This window comes from Shewanella sp. 4_MG-2023, from assembly GCF_030548015.1.
Taxonomy (GTDB): domain Bacteria; phylum Pseudomonadota; class Gammaproteobacteria; order Enterobacterales; family Shewanellaceae; genus Shewanella.
On the sequence record NZ_JAUORL010000004.1, the window covers coordinates 123,597 to 141,879 of the forward strand.

General features: G+C 41.2%; 14 protein-coding genes and 1 tRNA gene. 9 read left to right on the forward strand and 6 right to left on the reverse strand.

The window, feature by feature from the left end:
* The first annotated feature begins 76 nt into the window (after positions 1-76).
* The 6 genes from Q4546_RS03390 (at position 77) to panP (ending at position 9,290) form a co-directional block, all read left to right on the forward strand.
* Complete coding sequence (locus Q4546_RS03390) at positions 77-2,110, forward strand: OmcA/MtrC family decaheme c-type cytochrome (protein ID WP_303445678.1); 2,034 nt, start codon at positions 77-79, stop codon at positions 2,108-2,110.
* Positions 2,111-2,192: 82 nt separating this feature from the next.
* The gene (locus Q4546_RS03395; RefSeq protein ID WP_303445679.1) at positions 2,193-3,182 is read left to right on the forward strand and encodes a DmsE family decaheme c-type cytochrome; all 990 of its coding nucleotides are present in this window, start codon (positions 2,193-2,195) and stop codon (positions 3,180-3,182) included.
* A 12-nt stretch (positions 3,183-3,194) separates the two neighbouring features.
* The gene (locus Q4546_RS03400) at positions 3,195-5,282 is read left to right on the forward strand and encodes an MtrB/PioB family decaheme-associated outer membrane protein (RefSeq protein WP_303445680.1); all 2,088 of its coding nucleotides are present in this window, start codon (positions 3,195-3,197) and stop codon (positions 5,280-5,282) included.
* A 205-nt stretch (positions 5,283-5,487) separates the two neighbouring features.
* Positions 5,488-6,063: a hypothetical protein gene (locus Q4546_RS03405; protein WP_303445681.1), complete on the forward strand. Its 576-nt coding sequence runs from the start codon at positions 5,488-5,490 to the stop codon at positions 6,061-6,063.
* Between the two features lie 284 nt (positions 6,064-6,347).
* Positions 6,348-7,508, forward strand: a complete 1,161-nt coding sequence (locus Q4546_RS03410; RefSeq protein WP_303445682.1) for a glycerate kinase — start codon at positions 6,348-6,350, stop codon at positions 7,506-7,508.
* A gap of 132 nt (positions 7,509-7,640) precedes the next feature.
* The gene (gene panP / locus Q4546_RS03415) at positions 7,641-9,290 is read left to right on the forward strand and encodes a pyridoxal-dependent aspartate 1-decarboxylase PanP (RefSeq protein ID WP_102476376.1); all 1,650 of its coding nucleotides are present in this window, start codon (positions 7,641-7,643) and stop codon (positions 9,288-9,290) included.
* 117 nt (positions 9,291-9,407) lie between these two features.
* Here the strand turns inward: panP and secF are convergent, their stop codons facing one another.
* From secF to Q4546_RS03430, 3 genes are all read right to left on the reverse strand, one after another.
* Positions 9,408-10,313 carry a protein translocase subunit SecF gene (gene secF, locus Q4546_RS03420; RefSeq protein WP_102436110.1) on the reverse strand — a complete coding sequence of 302 codons (906 nt, stop codon included), beginning with the start codon at positions 10,311-10,313 and terminating at the stop codon, positions 9,408-9,410.
* Positions 10,313-12,106, reverse strand: coding sequence for a protein translocase subunit SecD (gene secD / locus Q4546_RS03425; RefSeq protein WP_303445683.1), 1,794 nt, complete (start codon positions 12,104-12,106; stop codon positions 10,313-10,315). Before secD ends, secF begins: the two co-directional genes overlap by 1 nt.
* Before the next feature lie 144 nt (positions 12,107-12,250).
* Positions 12,251-12,736 carry a hypothetical protein gene (locus Q4546_RS03430; RefSeq protein ID WP_303445684.1) on the reverse strand — a complete coding sequence of 162 codons (486 nt, stop codon included), beginning with the start codon at positions 12,734-12,736 and terminating at the stop codon, positions 12,251-12,253.
* Between the two features lie 677 nt (positions 12,737-13,413).
* Between Q4546_RS03430 and Q4546_RS03435 the strand changes: the two genes are divergently transcribed.
* The 3 genes from Q4546_RS03435 (at position 13,414) to Q4546_RS03445 (ending at position 16,119) form a co-directional block, all read left to right on the forward strand.
* Positions 13,414-13,848 (forward strand): SirB2 family protein, encoded by a 435-nt coding sequence (locus Q4546_RS03435; protein ID WP_277869077.1) that lies wholly within the window; start codon positions 13,414-13,416, stop codon positions 13,846-13,848.
* A gap of 242 nt (positions 13,849-14,090) precedes the next feature.
* The gene (locus tag Q4546_RS03440; RefSeq protein WP_303445685.1) at positions 14,091-14,570 is read left to right on the forward strand and encodes a VOC family protein; all 480 of its coding nucleotides are present in this window, start codon (positions 14,091-14,093) and stop codon (positions 14,568-14,570) included.
* Positions 14,571-14,994: 424 nt separating this feature from the next.
* A complete protein-coding gene (locus Q4546_RS03445) occupies positions 14,995-16,119 on the forward strand; it encodes a dipeptidase (protein WP_102436120.1) in 1,125 nt (374 codons plus the stop codon).
* 393 nt (positions 16,120-16,512) lie between these two features.
* Here the strand turns inward: Q4546_RS03445 and Q4546_RS03450 are convergent, their stop codons facing one another.
* From Q4546_RS03450 to Q4546_RS03460, 3 genes are all read right to left on the reverse strand, one after another.
* On the reverse strand, positions 16,513-17,433 hold the full coding sequence (locus Q4546_RS03450) for a hypothetical protein (protein WP_303445686.1): 921 nt from the start codon (positions 17,431-17,433) through the stop codon (positions 16,513-16,515).
* A gap of 87 nt (positions 17,434-17,520) precedes the next feature.
* Positions 17,521-17,611: transfer RNA gene (locus Q4546_RS03455), tRNA-Ser, on the reverse strand.
* Between the two features lie 132 nt (positions 17,612-17,743).
* Entirely contained in the window at positions 17,744-18,079 is a 336-nt protein-coding gene (locus Q4546_RS03460; RefSeq protein WP_102437417.1) for a hypothetical protein, read from the reverse strand.
* Positions 18,080-18,283 lie beyond the last annotated feature (204 nt).

The window sequence follows — 18,283 nt, forward strand, 5'->3', positions numbered from 1 at the left end:
AACACTAGTGATGATAGTGGCTTCTTCGCAGAAAATACTGCCAATAAGTTCAATGTATTACCTCTTTAGGGAAAATATGATGAACACAAAACATACAAAAATTGCTTTACTCCTTGCTGCTAGCTTTTCAGTTGCCTTAACAGGCTGTGGTAGTGACGGAGATGATGGTAAAGATGGTATCCCTGGCCTTCCTGGCGGTGAACCAGCTGAAGCTATTCAACAACTTAAGCTTGAAGTCCTTTCAGTAACGTATGAAGGTGATAACCCAACGCTTAAGGTTTTTGCGACTAATGAAGATGATGAAGCAGTAGTCGGATTATCCGCTTTTGAAGTTAAAAAAGCCGTACAACTTGTTCCAGCTGGGGCAACAGGTGCTGGTAACAGCGCTCAGTGGCAGTTTATTGGCTCTCAAAATGAATTTACCGATAATAAAAACGGTACTTATAGTTTCACAATCGAAACTGAAGGTTTTAACCCAGAGCTAACTCAGCGTTATAACTTAATCGCAAGTGCAGGTACTTTATTAGATGGTACTACAACCGTTCCTCGTACTGAATTCACTCAAGATTTCGATGGTGAAGGCTACGATGCAAAATATACTAAAAATGTAGTGAGCACCGAAGCTTGTCAAGCATGTCATGCTGAAGGCGAAAGCATTTACCATAGTTACACTTCTCTTGATACCTGTACCTCTTGTCATACTGATGAAATGGCAGCTGATAAAGGTAAAGTACAAGTTGGCTTTAACCACTTAATCCACAACGTTCATAACAACAATAAAATGTATGGCCGTAATATGGACAAGAGTGCTGAAACTGCAAACAACATAGTTCAAGACAACTGTCAAAGCTGTCACATTGAATCAGAAGAGTTACCTGAATGGGGTAACTGGACACGTATTCCAACCATGGAAACTTGTTCGAGTTGTCACACTGGCATCGACTTCGAAGCAGGCCAAGGTCACCCACAACAGTCTGATAATTCAAACTGTATCGCGTGTCACAATGCCAGCTGGACTGAAGAAATTCACACTGGTGATTTTGTCGAGAAAAAAGCGTTGATGGACCAATATGGTATCAATGTTGACTCAGCAATAGATCCTACAACTCAAAATGCAACTATCAGTATCCAAGTTGTAGATTCAAACGGTGAAAATGTCGATCTTAATACCATTTCAGCAATGGTTCAGCGCATTGAAATTATTACCAACGTTGGCCCCAATAATGTAACACTGGGCTATTACGGTAAAGATTCTATTAATGCAATCATGAACGGTGTTGTTGACGACACAAAAGCTACTATTGAAGATGGTAAGTTAGTATATACCACTAGCGCAGATCTTAAACTTGGCACAGCAGGAAGCGATGACGAAACAGCATTTAGCTTTGTTGGTTGGTCAATGTGTTCTGAAAATAGCGAATTTGTCGATTGTTCTAAAGTCGTGATCGATGAAAACATGGATACCAATGACAATGGTGAGAAATGGTTGAATGACAATTTCTACACTGCAATGAAAGCTGATTTAGCCTTTGCAACTTTATCAGGCTCAGCCGCTAGCATGCGTCATGTAGATTCAGTTAATTTTACTGCATGTGCATCATGTCATACCCCTGAGTTTGAAATTCACAAGGGTAAACAGCATGCTGGTTTCGTGATGTCTGAGCAACTTTCTCACACTACAGATGTTAACGATATGCCTATTGTTGGTGTTGATGCTTGTGCTGCTTGTCATACTCCAGATGGCTCATATGCAGTAGGTTTCAACCAAGGTGCACTTGAAATGAAACTTCATAGCGTTCACGGTGAACAAGGCATTATCAAAGATTGTGCTCAGTGTCATAACGACTTTAATCTTGATGCATTCAAGCTTAAAGGCGCTTTAGCGACTGCAGGTAATGGCGAGTATCCTTTTGTTAATGAGGGATACACCACTCCAATCACAGCAACTTGTGCTTCTTGTCATGGCTTTGAAGAAATCAAGAATCATGCTCAAAGCCAAGGCGGTTTAGTTAATAGGCCTTACCAAGAGGCGAATGATGCTGCTCAGTTAGAAACCTGTTTCTTCTGTCACGCACCTACTATTTTCGATCACACCGCGGTGAAGATGTAATTTACCCTTAAGGGAGAAGCTTGCTTCTCCCTTAGATTACATAAATCACATCAACATCATGGATAGATTGGGAAGCCTCACTATGAAAATCAAAATGAAATTAAACACTTTAATCCCGACATTTATGGCAGTTGTTTTGCTATCGCTTGGGATGTCTCACTCGGCTTATGCGTCGAAGTGGGATGCAAAAATGACACCTGACGAAGTTGAAGCCGTACTTGATAAAAAGTTCGAAGAAGGTAGTTATTCACCTAAAGGCGCTGACTCATGCTTAATGTGTCATAAGCGTTCAGAAAAAGTAATGGATATCTTTAAAGGTGTTCATGGCGCAATTGACTCATCAAAAAGCCCAATGGCTGGCCTTCAATGTGAAGCGTGTCATGGCCCAATGGGTAAGCATAACCGTGGTGGTAATGAGCCAATGATTGCTTTTGGCCCTAACTCAACCTTAGCACCTGAAAAGCAAAACAGTGTTTGTATGGGCTGTCACTTAGACGACAAGCGTATGTCTTGGAACACTAGCCATCATGATAATGCTGATGTTGCTTGTGCATCTTGTCATAATGTTCATACTGCAAATGACCCTATTTTGTCTAAAAAGACTGAAATGGAAGTCTGTACTAGTTGTCATGTTAAAGTTAAAACCGACATGAACAAACGCTCAAGTCATCCAATGAAGTTTGACCAAATGACCTGTAGTGATTGTCATAACCCACATGGCAGCATGGCTGATTCAGATCTTGTTAAACCAAGTGTCAATGAAACATGTTACTCATGTCATGCTGAAAAACGTGGTCCAAAACTTTGGGAACACGCACCAGTGACAGAAAACTGTGTAAGTTGTCATAACCCACATGGTTCAGTTAACGAAGGAATGCTAAAAACTCGTGCTCCTCAGCTATGTCAGCAATGTCATGCCAGCGATGGTCATGCTAGCAATGCTTACTTAGGCAACACAGGAATGGGTTCTAATGTTGGTGATAATGCCTTTACTGGTGGCCGCAGTTGTTTAAATTGTCATAGCCAAGTACATGGTTCAAACCACCCTTCTGGCAAATTACTTCAGCGTTAAGGATGTACGACTATGAAATTTAAACTGAACTTAATCACCTTAGCGCTAGTAGCCAATGCAGGCTTTGCAATGGCCGCTGATGGTTACGGTGTCGGTAATGCCAACACAGACAAAGTCAAATATGACAAGTGGGTTTGTAAAGGTTGTGCTGTAGAAACTGGCGTAACCGGTAGTGTGAGTGTAGGCGTTGCGTATAACAGCGAAGATGATATTCACTCTGCCAATGCATTTGGCAGCAGCAACGAGTTTGCCCCTAAAGTCGATGCTGATATTAACTATATCGGTAAATCTGGCTACCGCGCCAAAGTAGAAGCTACCGATTTAGGCCTAGACAATGGTCGTTTAGATGTGAATGTTGGCAAATTAGGTCAATATAATTTCAACCTAAACTACCGCTCTATTGCCACTTATGATTCGAACAGCCTAGTTTCACCTTACAGTGGTATTGGTGGCAACGATTTAACCTTGCCTGATGGCTGGGTTACTGCCGGTTCTACCGATGGTATGACTGAGCTTGGTAACAGCTTAAACCCGTTTGAATTATCACTTAAACGTGAACGTGCAGGTTTAGGGTTTGAATATCAAACTGAGTCACTATTCACTACTTATGTGAATTATCAACGTGAAGAAAAAACCGGCACCAAAACGGCATCGGGTAGCTTTTTCAATCAATCTATGATGATTGCAGAGCCTGTTGATTACACCACTGATACCATCAATGCGGGTATTAAATTTAGAGGCGCTAACTGGTTCACTAGCCTTAACTATGACGGTTCTATCTTTAAAAATGATAATGCCCAGTTAAGCTATGACAATGCCTTTAACCCAACGTTTGGTGGCCAAACCCGTGGTTATATGTCATTAGACCCTGACAACGAATCACATATTGTGTCGTTATTAGGTCAATACAATGAAAATGGCGCAGCTATCAGTGGCCGTTTGATGTTTGGTCAAATGACTCAAGATCAAGATTTAGTCACCTCAGGCTATGGTTACAGCGTACCAACGGAATCAATTGATGCCAAAGTTGATATCACCGGCTTAACGTTAAAAGCAGCTAAGCGTATCAACCGTGAAGTTCGTGTTACTGGTAGCTACGACTACTCAGATCGCGACAACAACACCAACATCGAAGAGTGGACTCAAATCAGCATCAATGATGTCAACGGTCAAGTGGCTTATAACACGCCATACGATCAAACGACTCATAGAGCTAAGATTGCTGCAGATTACCGCATTACTCGCGGAATGAAGCTCGATGCAGGAGTTGATTATAACCGTGATGAGCGTAGTTATTCAGAGCGTGAAGTCACTGAAGAAAGCACAGTTTGGGCCCGTTACCGTTTAAACAGTTTTGATAAATGGGACATGTGGGTTAAAGGTAGCTTTGGCAGCCGTGATGGTTCTGATTACCAAGCGTCTGAGTGGACCTCTTCAGAAAATAACGACTTATTACGCAAGTACTACATTGCTGATCGTGACCGTAGTATGGTTGAAGCGCGAGTGAGCTATAGCCCTCTCGAAGCATTAGCCATCGATTTTGGCGCGCGTTACGCACTTGATGATTATACAGACACTGAAATTGGCCTAACTGAGTCGAAAGACACCAGTTACGATATCAATTTCAACTACATGTTTAATAAAGATGTGATGCTAAATGCATTTTATAATTATCAAATCATTGAGTCACAACAAGCGGGTAGTAGCACATTCTCAGGTCCAACTTGGGAAGCGGATATCGAAGATACTATCGATGTTGTCGGTGCAAATTTAAGTTACAACAACTTAATGGATAGCCGTTTACGTTTAGGTTTAGATTACACCTATTCAGAATCTGACAGTACGACTCAAGTTCGCCAAAATGTTACTGGCAACTACGGTGACTACTTTGCTAAAGTGCACAACGTCAATTTATATGGTCAATACCAAGCCACTGACAAAATGGCTGTCCGTTTAGACTACAAAATTGAAAAGTACTTAGATAATGATGCAGCCAATGATATCCAACCAGATACCATTTGGAATGTAATGAGTTTTGGCAGTAATAGCCATGACTACACAGCACATATGATTATGTTAAGTGTAAATTACAAATTATAAAACTAAGTAAAAAATACCAGCCTGCTATCGCAATATAGCAGGCTTTTTTTTGCCAGAAATTTAACGTTTTGTGCAGTAGCTATCAATAAACTACAAATAACCTGCAATTACTAAATTAACAAAAGCTATTACACTAATAGTCGATTAAAATTTACTGCTAGTGCCACTATCTTTGATTTCATACAGTAGAAATAGCCAAATTATTATGCAAAAAACATCAATTGTTCTGCTTAGCTCACTGGTTGCATTTCCGGCATTTGCCGCCAGTTCGACCGTTATGACCAATAACAGCATTCTTATCTTCATTGCTTTAATGGCCTTTACTTGCGTTAATGCTATCGCGCAAGCTAGCTGCTATTTTGCAGGCTTATACGTGCAAAAAAGTGTTAGCCAAAAGCATGTCACACTGAGCTTAGTGTTTCCGCTTATTGCGTTAATTGGCTTTATTGTCGAGTATCAATCCTTGGCACAATTTATTCTATATTTGGGCGCTGTGTTATTGGCCTTTGGTGCAGCATTAGCGCCACTGTTGTTAACCAATAAAAAAGTGCCTTGTATGCAATCGGCGTTAATACTACTAACAGGGGCGATTATTATTTTGCCTTTAAGCATTATTGTTGCCCCAATCAGCCTGTTTTCTATTGTATTGTGCCACTTAGCCTTAAAACAAACGCCTATTGCGCCAGTGGCAAAGTTTTCGACCATATTGACACTGTTAACCAGCTACGGTTTATTGGGCTATTGGCTATTCCAGTTGTTTAACCAAATTTCCGTCGCCTGACCATCACTTACACTTTGGTGGTTTTCAGCTGAATTATATATTTGTGGGCATTTATCATGAGATGAGTGCCCATTTTCATTTTTACTCCTGGCCTAAGTCCTATCCCCAAGTCCTGCCCCTATCAAAGCCAGCTTTATGGCTAATATCCACTTATCCAATAGCAATAATAAAATTTTTCAATAGCTGCTTCGTTTTAAGCATTTATCAAACATGCATTTACTGCTAATTTATTCATAAGCTCAGGTTTAAACGCCAATCACTAAGTTACTACAGGTAGGACACCTATGAAAATTGTCATTGCGCCAGACTCCTTCAAAGAAAGCCTCAGCGCCTTAGGTGTTGCTAATGCCATTGAAGCAGGCTTTAAGCGAGTATTTCCTGATGCTCAGTATTGTAAAGTGCCGATGGCCGATGGTGGCGAAGGTACGGTGCAGGCTATGGTTGATGCAACCCAAGGGGAAATTATCAGCTTGCAAGTCACAGGCCCCGAAGGCACTCCTGTAAACGCTCATTACGGCATCATTAATCAAGATGCTCAAACTGCGACCGCTGTGATTGAGATGGCCGCAGCATCTGGCCTAGATTACGTGGAACGTGCTAACCGTAACCCTATGCTAATGACAAGTTATGGCACGGGTGAACTAATAAAAGACGCTTTAGACCGAGGTATAAAACATATTATTTTAGGTTTAGGTGGCAGTGCGACAAACGATGCCGGTGCAGGTATGGCGCAGGCATTAGGTTTTAAATTGCTTACAGCACAAAATAACCCTATCAGTTATGGCGCCTTGGGGTTAACCGAGCTTGCAAAAATTGATAACACATCAGCTCACCCGTTACTGGCGCGATGTAAAATTGAGGTGGCCTGTGATGTAGATAATCCGCTATGCGGCCCTAATGGCGCATCCGCTGTTTTTGGTCCTCAAAAAGGCGCTGATGAGCAGATGGTTACAGAACTTGATGCTGCATTAGCTCACTTTGCCAAGGTGGTTTGTGCAACTCATTCACTTACAACGACAACTGAGCTCGCTGAGTTTCCTGGCGCAGGCGCGGCCGGCGGTATGGGCTATGGGGTGATGACACTACTCAATGCCAAGCTAAAGCCGGGGGTCGATATCGTCATTGACACGGTGAAGCTTGCAGATGCTATCGCTGACGCCGATCTCGTCATCACAGGTGAAGGACGCATGGACAGCCAGACATTAGGCGGTAAAACCCCAATGGGTGTGCTGCAACAAGGTATACATCAAGACGTACCTGTCATTGGCATTGCTGGCTGCTTTGGTGATGGCGCCGAGCTAATTTTAGCTCAAGGCATGACAGCGATATTTCCTATTATTCCGTCATTAGCACCACTGGATGATATTCTGGCTAACGCCCATGACAACCTGGCGAATACTGCGCAGAATATCGCCGCAATTTATCAGTTGTCGCTGAGTAAATAGTCAGTTTGAGTTAAAAACTTGCTGCGAAATAATCCTTGCAGTAAAGTTAGCCCTCATAATGGCCATGAAAGCGCTTATATCAATATATTTAGCACATTATTGGCCCAAGAATAAAAATGATGGCACCAGTTAATGACCAAACACGACCGCATAGCACAAGCATCAGAGGCAAGTCTTCTGCGTATTTTTACCGTACCTGAAGATGCTGACTCAACCTTAAGCATTATCGAGCAGAAACTTTCTGAAGACTTAGCGGGCTTTTTAGGTAAGAGTATTGCTGCATTAGAAAAGCCATTATCACTTATTGAAACTGACTTTAAAGCGTTTCAAATTCCTGATTCGCCTCGTTTTGTATCTGATTATACTGACGAAATAATGCAAAATCTGGTAGCACACTCGGTGCATACCTCGGCGCCGAGCTTCATCGGTCATATGACATCAGCGCTGCCCTACTTTGTTTTACCCTTATCTAAAATGATGGTGGGCTTGAATCAGAACTTAGTCAAAATCGAAACATCTAAAGCATTCACTCCATTAGAGCGCCAAGTGCTGGGGATGATGCATCACTTAATTTACAGCCAAGACACTGACTTTTATGAGCAATGGATGCACAGCGCTAACTACTCCCTTGGCGCATTTTGCTCTGGTGGCACGGTGGCCAATATCACCGCATTATGGATAGCACGAAACCAGTTACTAAAAGCTGATGGTAATTTTAAAGGCATTAACCGTGAAGGATTACCTAAAGCACTGAAACACTATGGATATGACGATTTAGCCATCTTAGTGTCTGAGCGCGGCCATTACTCTATTGGTAAAACCGCTGACTTACTGGGTATTGGTCGAGACAACATCATCAGTATCCCCACCACTGCGGACAATAAAGTCGATGTAGCGGCCATGCGTCAAACCGCATTAAAGCTCGCCGATGACAATATTAAGGTAATGGCCATTGTGGGTGTTGCTGGCACCACCGAAACCGGTAATATCGACCCACTAGTTGAACTGTCAAAACTCGCCACTGAACTCCAATGCCACTTTCATGTTGATGCAGCTTGGGGCGGGGCCAGTTTACTGTCGAACAAATACCGCTATTTACTCGATGGCATTGAATTAGCCGACTCGGTCACTATTGATGCCCATAAACAAATGTACGTGCCTATGGGTGCGGGCATGGTGTTATTTAAAGACCCAGAGCTTGCACATGCCATTGCTCATCATGCCGAGTATATTTTGCGAGTAGGCTCTAAAGATTTAGGTAGTCAAACCCTCGAAGGCTCACGACCTGGCATGGCAATGCTAGTGCATGCTTGTTTACAGATCATCGGTGGTGACGGTTATGAAATTTTAATCAACAACGGTCTAGAAATGGCCCGTTATTTCGCATCGCACATTGCTGCAGATGAAAATTTTGAGCTCATCACAGAGCCTGAATTATGTATTTTAACCTACCGTTACGTGCCTAAGACTGTTCAACTAACAATTGATAAAGCATTAGCTAATGATGATATAAATACTGTAGAGCGCTGTAATTACCTGCTTGACCGCTTAACCCGCTTTATTCAAAAGCACCAACGTGAACAAGGTAAATCATTTGTCTCACGTACGAGAATAAAACCGGCTAAATACCACCGTGAAATCGTCACGGTATTTAGAGTGGTATTAGCAAACCCGCTTACTACCCATGAAATTTTACATGATGTGTTAAGTGAGCAAGCCGAGATTGCCACATTAGATAATGAATTTTTACCGCAGTTATTATCAATAGCAAAAGCCTACTGATTAAGCTTGCTTTATTCTTAGACGCTCAAAAATAAGCCCACAATCAAGTGGGCTTATTTATATGGGCAATTTAATTAAGGTCCAGTTGCGAACAACCACTCATGCTTGATTATTTGATCATGAGTAGCTGTCCTCGATATCAATAGGGATAACAATATAATCTTTAGGAGATAAACCAAATAGCTGGGGTAACGTCACCGCCAAAGCGACTGATGAACAAGTTCCACAGATAATTCCGACAAATAATGCGATAGAAAATCCTTGTAAACTCGCACCGCCAACAAGCCATAAACTCGACACGGTAACCAGTGTTGTGCCCGAGGTCACCATGGTGCGAGAAAAAGTCGCTTTAACAGCATCATTGATGATGGTATCGGTTTCCCCGTTTGGTTTTAACCGCATCACCTCTCGCACTCTATCAGCGATAATGATTGAGTCATTAAGCGAGTAACCTAAAATTGCTAATAAAGCAGCTAAAACAGTTAAATTGAACTCCAACTGAAATACCGCAAACACACCCAACACAATAATGATGTCAGTAATCAATGCCAATAAAGCTCCTGAGGCTAAACGCCAATCAAAGCGAATACTCAAGTAGCACATAATCAACAGCATACATACAAGCACAGCTAAACCACCCTGCTCGACCATTTCTTGCCCTACCTGTGGACCAACAATACTGCTACTCAAAATATTTATGGTTTCACTGATTGGTGATAAATACTCAGCAATACTGGTGTCACTCACGCCTTCATGGTTATATCGAATTGTCCATTGACCGCTTTCCATTGATTTAATCAATTGCACATCTTGCCCTAAGGTTTGATCTAAATACGCCTTAATATCATTTGCTTGCAACTGTTGATCTAATTGCACCTCAGCAACCACGCCACCAGTGAAATCTAAACCCCAATTAAAACCTTTAAATCCAATAAACAATGCTGACACCAGCAAGAGTAAAATTGATAATCCGGATAGCGCTAAGCGAAATTGAGTAAACTTCTCATTTAATAAATACTTCATTATATTTTCACCATACGACGCTTATCACGTCCCCAAATTAGATTAATGATGGCTCTTGAAAGAAAAATGCCGGTAAACATACTCGTGAGTAACCCTAAACCTAAGGTCAAAGCAAAGCCATGTATCGGGCCATTACCAATGGAATAAAGCGCAATGGCGACAATCATAGTGGTGAGGTTTGCATCCCAAATAGATGCAAAAGCACTGTCAAAACCACTATTGATTGACTGTGCAAAACTGTATCCCTGTTTCATCTTATCTTTAACTCGCTCAAAAATAAGTACATTGGTATCCACCGCCATGCCGACTGTTAGTACTAAACCTGCAATACCCGGCATCGTTAATACCGCCCCAGGGATCAACGCGATTAACCCGAGCAACATCACCAAGTTAAAACATAATGCCGCATTAGCCACCCAACCTAAGCGCCGATACCATAACGCAATAAAACTTAAGGTTAATGCAAGGCCTAATGCCAGAGCAGCAAATCCATTTTTAACATTTTCAGCCCCAAGTGATGGCCCAATAGTACGTTCCTCTACAATCGTTACTGGCGCCGTCAATGAGCCTGCACTTAACAACAGCGCAAGTTGCTGAGCTTCAGCCAAATTCCCAGCCCCAGTAATACGAAAACGGCTACCTAATTGCGCTTGTATGGTCGCTACACTAATGACCTTACTTTCTTGAATGCTAGCCCCATCATGATTTTGAATAAATTCGTTATAAACTGTCGCCATCGGCTGACCAATATTTGCCCTAGAAAATTGCGACATCTTTTGGCCACCAACTGAATCTAATGACAAATTCACTTCAGCTATCCCCATTTCACCTAAGCTAGCTCTGGCATCAATGATATGTTCACCACCCAGAATCGCTTTTCTATCGATGGATATTGGCATGCCATTATCATCAGCAATAGAAAGTGATACTGCAGAACGCGGCTCAACTAGCGCGTGGAAAGATAAAGAAGCCGTCGCCCCAATAACATGCTTGGCCGCAGCAGGATCTTGTACACCGGGAAGTTCGATTCGAATACGGTTTTCGCCTTGCCTTTGCACTGACGCCTCGGTGATACCCAAGTGCTCTATTCGGCTGCGCATGATTTGTAAATTTTGCTGAACCGTGGTGCTTCGAAGTAATTCGAGCGCATCAGCACGCTGATTAAGCACTAGTATGTTGGCCTTTTTGCTCATCTGCCAGTCGGGGAAACTGGCTTTAATGAACGCCTCGGCTTTGGGTAAATCTTGGCTGTCTCGAAAACTAATTTCAACCCGTTGATCAACCTGTCTACCACGGGCACCTCTGACTTCCTGACCAACATCATCAATAATCATTTGACGGTGAGCAGCATAAACTGGCGCCATGTCGACATCTAACAGAAACTGCACCCCGCCGCGTAAATCCAAACCGAGTTTAATAGGCTTAAATCCCATACTGGTTAACCAGTCAGGTGCTGCAGGCTCCATGGCTAATGCAACGGTTGAATCGCTTGCAAGTGATTGTTCAACGATTGATTTCGCTGCTGATTGTTGGCTGTCATCATCAAGTACAACCACAAGATTAGTGCCCTCTTGTGAAATAGCTAAGGTCGAAATATCTGCAGTATGTAATAAACGAGCAACGTCGGTTGCATCAATTGTTTGAGTGTCACTATGATTAATATGTAGCGCTGCATTCTCTCCATACAAAGACGGTATTGCGCTGAGGCTCATGATCATTAGGGTGATAATTAACACCACATATTTCCATGTAGCATAACGGTTTATCGGTGTTTTATTGGGTGATTTTTTCATATAAATATCTCTGTAATCACAAATTACAGTAGCTACAATTACCCAGCTATCACTAACGAGATTTAATTATCAGTTAGATTAAAGGAGCAAATTGTAGACACTAAAAATATCCAACAAATGTTGGACTAAGCGAAAATCAGAAATTTATGCGAAACGGATATGGTAATGGCTGTAAAGGCTATTGCCGTCTTTCCAGCCTGAAACTCGAGAAGTGGAGCGGGTAATTTTACTTGTCCAGTGCTCAACAAATTTTGGAGTAGCAATGGCTGTGGAGGCAGAATCTAATAACACTGGCTCCATAAAAGCAACCAGTAAGTAATAGTTAGGGATCTTGCCTAAGCCTGCACGATTATCACTGCTAACAACCCTTCTTAGCTCATTTAGGAAGTTAAAATTATCTATATTATCAACTAAAGGCTGCTCTGTAGCAGGTGAAGTCATTGTTGCACTGACACCGTCATCTAGCTCTAAAGCTAAATCTGTCATTGCTATATCAATATTAACGTCGAGCTGAACTTTTTGGACTTCCATCTTGTGATTAAAAATAACCGACTGCTCATCTGCCGTTACTGAGTATGCACTCAACGACAAAATCAATAGCATCATTATTTTTAAGCTACGAACCAACAAGATTCTCATCCTTAATGATAAAAGCGTGACAAATAGTTATATGGAGCAGCATTATAAATACAAAAGGACAATGCCACATCAGCTAATATCCAAGTCTTTACCCCTGCATACTAATTACAATAAAAAATACAATTAAACCAATTTAAAATCATAAGGATAGGCTGACATTAATCTTAATTTAACTTGATAAACTTCTATTAGAATTGAGCCAGGTTATTTAACAAAGCGAACTTAAGAAAAAGGCTCATCATTACTGATGAGCCTTTCGTATTGAATACGGCGTAGAGATCGGGGGCTTAGCCAACGAACGACCCCGCGACTTTCGCTTTGCTCTGTTCACGGGGGGCGACGGATATTGATAAAGCCTTAACGGCCAAATTAGAGCTTTACAATGCTAGGCAAACTATTGTTTATATAGCAAAAAAAACAAATGATGCGCTTAATTTATTTTTGGTCATCTATTCGATTCTCTACACATCTCGATTTGAATTCCTATCACTGACTGATCTTAATTATCTCTTTTTACGTATTCTCAGATGGTAAAACTTTACCTTAAATCAAGTTACTAATTAGAAATACCAATGGGCAATTATAATTAACAATAAATATATCAATTCAAATAACAAGCAAGCTATATTAGTAAAATCAAAAATACTAAAAGGAACACCAGTATGTACATGATAGTTAAGCATACCCACCTAACAATAATCGCGCTCACCTTTATCTTTTTTATCATTAACTTACTATTAACTATGAAAGGCTCTGACAAGGTCAATATAAAGCTACTTAAGACAGGGCCACACATCTTATATACGTTGTTTATCGCGACATTCCTTTACCTTGTTATTGTAAATCCACTGAATTTATACCCCTTCGTTAATGGTTGGGCATCATCAAAACTAGCGGGGTTTGTGCTGTATGTACTCTCAATTACGTTTGCGCTTAAATGGGCAAAATCAAATATATGGCGCATTATAGGCTTTATCAGTGCCACGTTTTGGATAGTAATGAGTGCCAGACTGGGTTTTGCTCATCATCTAAAAACCAAAGGGGTTGAAGATGCTAATGCATACATTGAACTAGGTTACGCAATGTTAACAGCAACCTGCTAGCTCATTGTTTAAATAACTAAGCTAAGCAGGCTCGGCATAAAGCGTCTGCTTAGCTTTTTTGCTTTTATGCCAGCCCAAACATTCCTAATGCTAACTACATTGCAGTCCAGTCAACTTCATAACATAATATTATTAACTTTATAAATTTTGATAATTTCATTAAATCATCAGCTCGCCATATACTTCTGCTATCAAAACGAACAAGCAACAGCTTAGCAATTAACGTATAAGGCGAAAATATCATGAAAATGAGTCATGTAGGTATTATGGTTGGTGACATGGATAAAGCCGTCGAGTTTTATACCCAGGCATTAGGTCTTGAAACGGTTATGGGTAAGTCTGAGGTCATAGAAGAAAAACAAACTGCCATTGGTAGAATGTGTATTGCGGTATTTGGTGAAGGTTTTAAAGGCTTCAACATTGCTCACCTCGTCACGTCAGATGGCATCGGTTTTGAATTATTTGAAATGAAAGACCGTGAACAAAAACATACTGTCGACTTCACTAAAATCGGTATCTTCCATTACTCGTTAGAAACAGATGATTTTGAAGGCGTTATCGAGCGAGTTGAAAAATTCGGTGGCAAAGTCAGAATGGACATCATGCGCTACCATCCAGAAGATGATAATAAGCCTTACAAAATGGTGTATTTAGAAGACCCATTTGGAAACTTATTTGAGCTATATTCTCATTCTTATTCAGAAACTTATTCTTCTGAATAGAAATTAAATAGCCAAAAATCAGCAACTAACCAAGGCTTGTTGCTGATTTTTTTTGTAATAAACAACCTCGTTTTGGCACAAATCATCTTTGAGCAATGACCACATTGCTAAGAAAACCTCCTTAGCTAGCTTTAGGTATTGTTGCAGCTAACGATGAACCTGCGGGACTCACCTAATGAAAAAAACCTAACAACCTATTATCGAGATATTGAAAGTGAATATCATCTAGCCATGCGGCGTCTGGTGGTATGACTAAACCATGTCAGTCCTTAAGGTGATGTTAACAGGATCCTAGTAGTTGAGGATTTGATCATACATAAACGATTAATACTCCAACGATAATGAGACTACTATAGTTAAATCTTAAACAAGTTCAGCGTTTATTGAACATGTTGAAAGGCGCAAACACTATAGGAATCGAATTATGACTAATAACAAAACCCTTGAGCTACCTGAATTTGAAATCAAAGATTATTCCAATATCCCACAGCGTAAACAGTTTTATCCCGCATCAGAAAAAGCTGTCAATATTGTCCGTGATTCTATGACCATTGATACCCTATTTTCTGCACTATATCCCAGTCAGTGGTCTTCACCTGAAGCGCCAGAATTTCACGATGAAATGGACCGTTGTAAGGCTGCTGGTTTTAAAGTACTTGCAGCATGTCCATCTGCGGACTCGTTAGACGCCTCTGTCGATGGCATCATGAAAGGCACAGATTTTTATCTTAATAAAATGAGAGAACGCCCAGACAGCTACAAAATTATCCGTACAACAAAAGACATTGATGATGCGGTAAAAGAGGACAAGCTTGGGCTATTTTTTACTCACCAAGGCACCCAGATATTTGGTGGCGATGTGGACCGTGTCGCTTTGTGGCGTGAGTTAGGTTATGGCTACTGTCTTTTAGCTTACAACAATCGCAATGAAGTAGGAGATGGTTGCTTTGAACCTGAAAATCGCGGTTTGACCGCCTTTGGTAAAAAGCTGATTGATAGCTATAACCGTTACGGCATGGTGGTAGATGTTAGCCATACAGGCGAACGTACCTCGCTTGATGCTATAGAGCGCAGTAGCCAACCTGTTATTTCTTCGCACTCAGGTGCAAAAGCCATGGCCAATTATCAACGTAGTTTATCTGACGAAGTAATCAAAGCCATCGCAGAGAGTGGTGGTGTATGCTCAATCAATATGGTTGGCGCATTTATGGACACGTCTAACCCAGATATTGTTACCACAGACGCGCTATTCCGTCATGTCGATTACATGGTGAACCTAGTTGGTATTGATCACGTGGGTTTTGGTTCAGACTATATTCCCAATATTAATTTTACTGCCTCAATCATGCAAACCCCAATGGGCGCTGCTGTTTTCCCTGATGGCGGCTATAGTGCAGCAGCAGGTGCAAAGGGCTTCCCTACTCCAGCACCTTACCAAATTGTAGCGGCACTGATTGATAAAATGCTACAAAATGGATATAGCCAAGAGGATTGTGGCAAATTCTTGGGTGGTAATATGTACCGAGTATTTGATCAGGTGTGGCGTTAGTCGATTAATGTTAGTTGATTAATGTTAGTTGATTAAATATTGAGTCGTAAAAAGCACTGCCAGCTCAGTCTAAAGACTGGCGGTGCTAATTTGAATTTAGACATTTCTGAGGTACAAAATCACGCTGTTGTCGATTATTTAAGACTGAACCACGGGTATTTGTTCAGCCACAGATAAGAAATGAAAACCTTTATTGCATAAGGAGTTTGCTAAACAAATAGATGTGAACTTCACGTTTGGGCGGTTCTGCTCATGTACAAAGCAGGTACATTGTCTGAGTCAATCCTTTCAAGGCCTATAAGTGTTTAACGGTGAACCCTTTGTGGAATACATCCAACCTAATCCCCTTTCTTGCTACGACATTCTTTGCTACCGCCCAAGCTATATGAGCGGTTAAATAAAGAAAACTCTCTTAAAATATGATCGATATAAGGGAGGGTTACAACTGGGCTTTAACTGACACGCCTCTGATGGCCTTAGGCCGCCATAAAGCATCAATCGGGTAACCCACTTAAAGTCCACTGTTGAAGCTTTAAATCCGGCTGAATGTATTAGCCTTTTTAAATCACTCGTATCCCAACGGTCTCTTTCTTGGTTGGTTTTAACTTTGGGCTTTTGCCCTACTGTCACATTTTCAAAAGGGTTATGGCTGCAGTAGTTCATTAACTTGCACCACTTAAAAAACTGAAATACGGCCGCTAAGTATTCTTTATTGCTTTTATAACTTCTACCCTGTGTGAGTAGCTCATCACGGTACTTCATGGCATCGGCCGAGGTAATATCGTTAGTGCAAATAGCTTGGGTGCTTTTTGATGACCGGTTACCGATTGTCGGCAGTAATTTAATGAAGTGACAGGTTCGCTGTTCAAGTTGTTTAATAGAGAGTGGTCTAATGCCTGACTTCTCTTTTGAAGTAACAAAACCTGCTAGAGCATCATGTAACGTCACCACGGACATTGCTTGAGCGACAGCCGTGGTTTCACGGTGTTGTGACAGCTTAGTGTCTCTGATGGGGATGCTATAACTTGCTGGCTTTGTACTGATGGTTGACTTGTTTTTCTCAAATTCACTGCGAAGACTGTTAATCACTTCATCAACATAACGAATAAAGTCATTAATACAGGTTTGATGGTCTATGGTATTGATGATTTTTTTCAGTGTGCCTGCGACATCGATATTACGAATAACCGCTTGTGCTCTGTCACGAGTCAACAAAGAAACTTTAATATCAAAAGGAAAGCCTTTATCGCGTAACGATTTGGCTAAACAGATACGTGTGAAGTACACGCTATTGGGAGCTCTATAAAGGTACATTGTCTGAGTCAATCCTCTCAGAAAGCCCCTCAAACGCCAGAAACAAAAAAAGCCGTTGATAATCAACGGCTTTTCTCGTATTTAATATGGCGGAGAGATAGGGATTTGAACCCTAGATGGGCTACAAACCCATGCCGGTTTTCAAGACCGGTGCATTCGACCACTCTGCCATCTCTCCGAACGAGCGAGATAATAGCTATCTCACTGTCTGGTGTAAAGCATAAATTGTCATTATCTTTCTGTTTGACTATTTCGGCAGCAATTTTGTGGTTTGTGCTGCCATTTCGTACTCACTATTTGCGATCTGATACTAGTTATCCATTTTTACTGGGGTTAGGCCTTTAGCTCGATCTTCTATGGCATCTTCTAATTCAAACCCTGACTGCTTCCATGTACCCGCTTCTTCTGGATTAAATTTCTCTTTTGACCATTCAGCTGCTGACTCAACATTAAAGCTCGCTTCGCTCCATTGCTGTGATTGTTCAGCATTAAAGCCGCTCTTACTCCATTTTTGAGCTTTAGCTGCATCAAAGCCTATCGCTTTCCAATCTGCAATATCTCTTTCTGACATTCCTTTCCAGGTTGCTGGCGATGAAGCACAGCCATAGATAAGACACACAAAGATGGCACCGATTAACTTTTTCATTGAATACTCCCTTAACTGTAAGTGTACGTAATTGATAAAAAAATCATCAACATTAAATATAGTTAGCAGATATCACAGTTTCAAGTTAGCGATAGGGAATTATGAGATTAATAGCAAAACACCACGAAATGACTAACTAATAATGCTTTATTACGGGTGTTTTAATAAGTAGGCAGAGGTTTTAGGTATTAAAAAGGCCACATA

Excerpts from the sequence above, each read along its gene's own strand:
- Q4546_RS03390 (WP_303445678.1), top strand. The coding sequence starts at position 77 with ATGATGAACACAAAACATACAAAAATTGCTTTACTCCTTGCTGCTAGC.
- Q4546_RS03395 (WP_303445679.1), top strand. The coding sequence starts at position 2,193 with ATGAAAATCAAAATGAAATTAAACACTTTAATCCCGACATTTATGGCA.
- Q4546_RS03400 (WP_303445680.1), top strand. The coding sequence starts at position 3,195 with ATGAAATTTAAACTGAACTTAATCACCTTAGCGCTAGTAGCCAATGCA.
- Q4546_RS03405 (WP_303445681.1), top strand. The coding sequence starts at position 5,488 with ATGCAAAAAACATCAATTGTTCTGCTTAGCTCACTGGTTGCATTTCCG.
- Q4546_RS03410 (WP_303445682.1), top strand. The coding sequence starts at position 6,348 with ATGAAAATTGTCATTGCGCCAGACTCCTTCAAAGAAAGCCTCAGCGCC.
- panP (WP_102476376.1), top strand. The coding sequence starts at position 7,641 with ATGACCAAACACGACCGCATAGCACAAGCATCAGAGGCAAGTCTTCTG.
- secF (WP_102436110.1), bottom strand. The coding sequence starts at position 10,313 with ATGAAGTATTTATTAAATGAGAAGTTTACTCAATTTCGCTTAGCGCTA.
- secD (WP_303445683.1), bottom strand. The coding sequence starts at position 12,106 with ATGAAAAAATCACCCAATAAAACACCGATAAACCGTTATGCTACATGG.
- Q4546_RS03435 (WP_277869077.1), top strand. The coding sequence starts at position 13,414 with ATGATAGTTAAGCATACCCACCTAACAATAATCGCGCTCACCTTTATC.
- Q4546_RS03440 (WP_303445685.1), top strand. The coding sequence starts at position 14,091 with ATGAAAATGAGTCATGTAGGTATTATGGTTGGTGACATGGATAAAGCC.
- Q4546_RS03445 (WP_102436120.1), top strand. The coding sequence starts at position 14,995 with ATGACTAATAACAAAACCCTTGAGCTACCTGAATTTGAAATCAAAGAT.
- Q4546_RS03450 (WP_303445686.1), bottom strand. The coding sequence starts at position 17,433 with ATGTACCTTTATAGAGCTCCCAATAGCGTGTACTTCACACGTATCTGT.
- Q4546_RS03460 (WP_102437417.1), bottom strand. The coding sequence starts at position 18,079 with ATGAAAAAGTTAATCGGTGCCATCTTTGTGTGTCTTATCTATGGCTGT.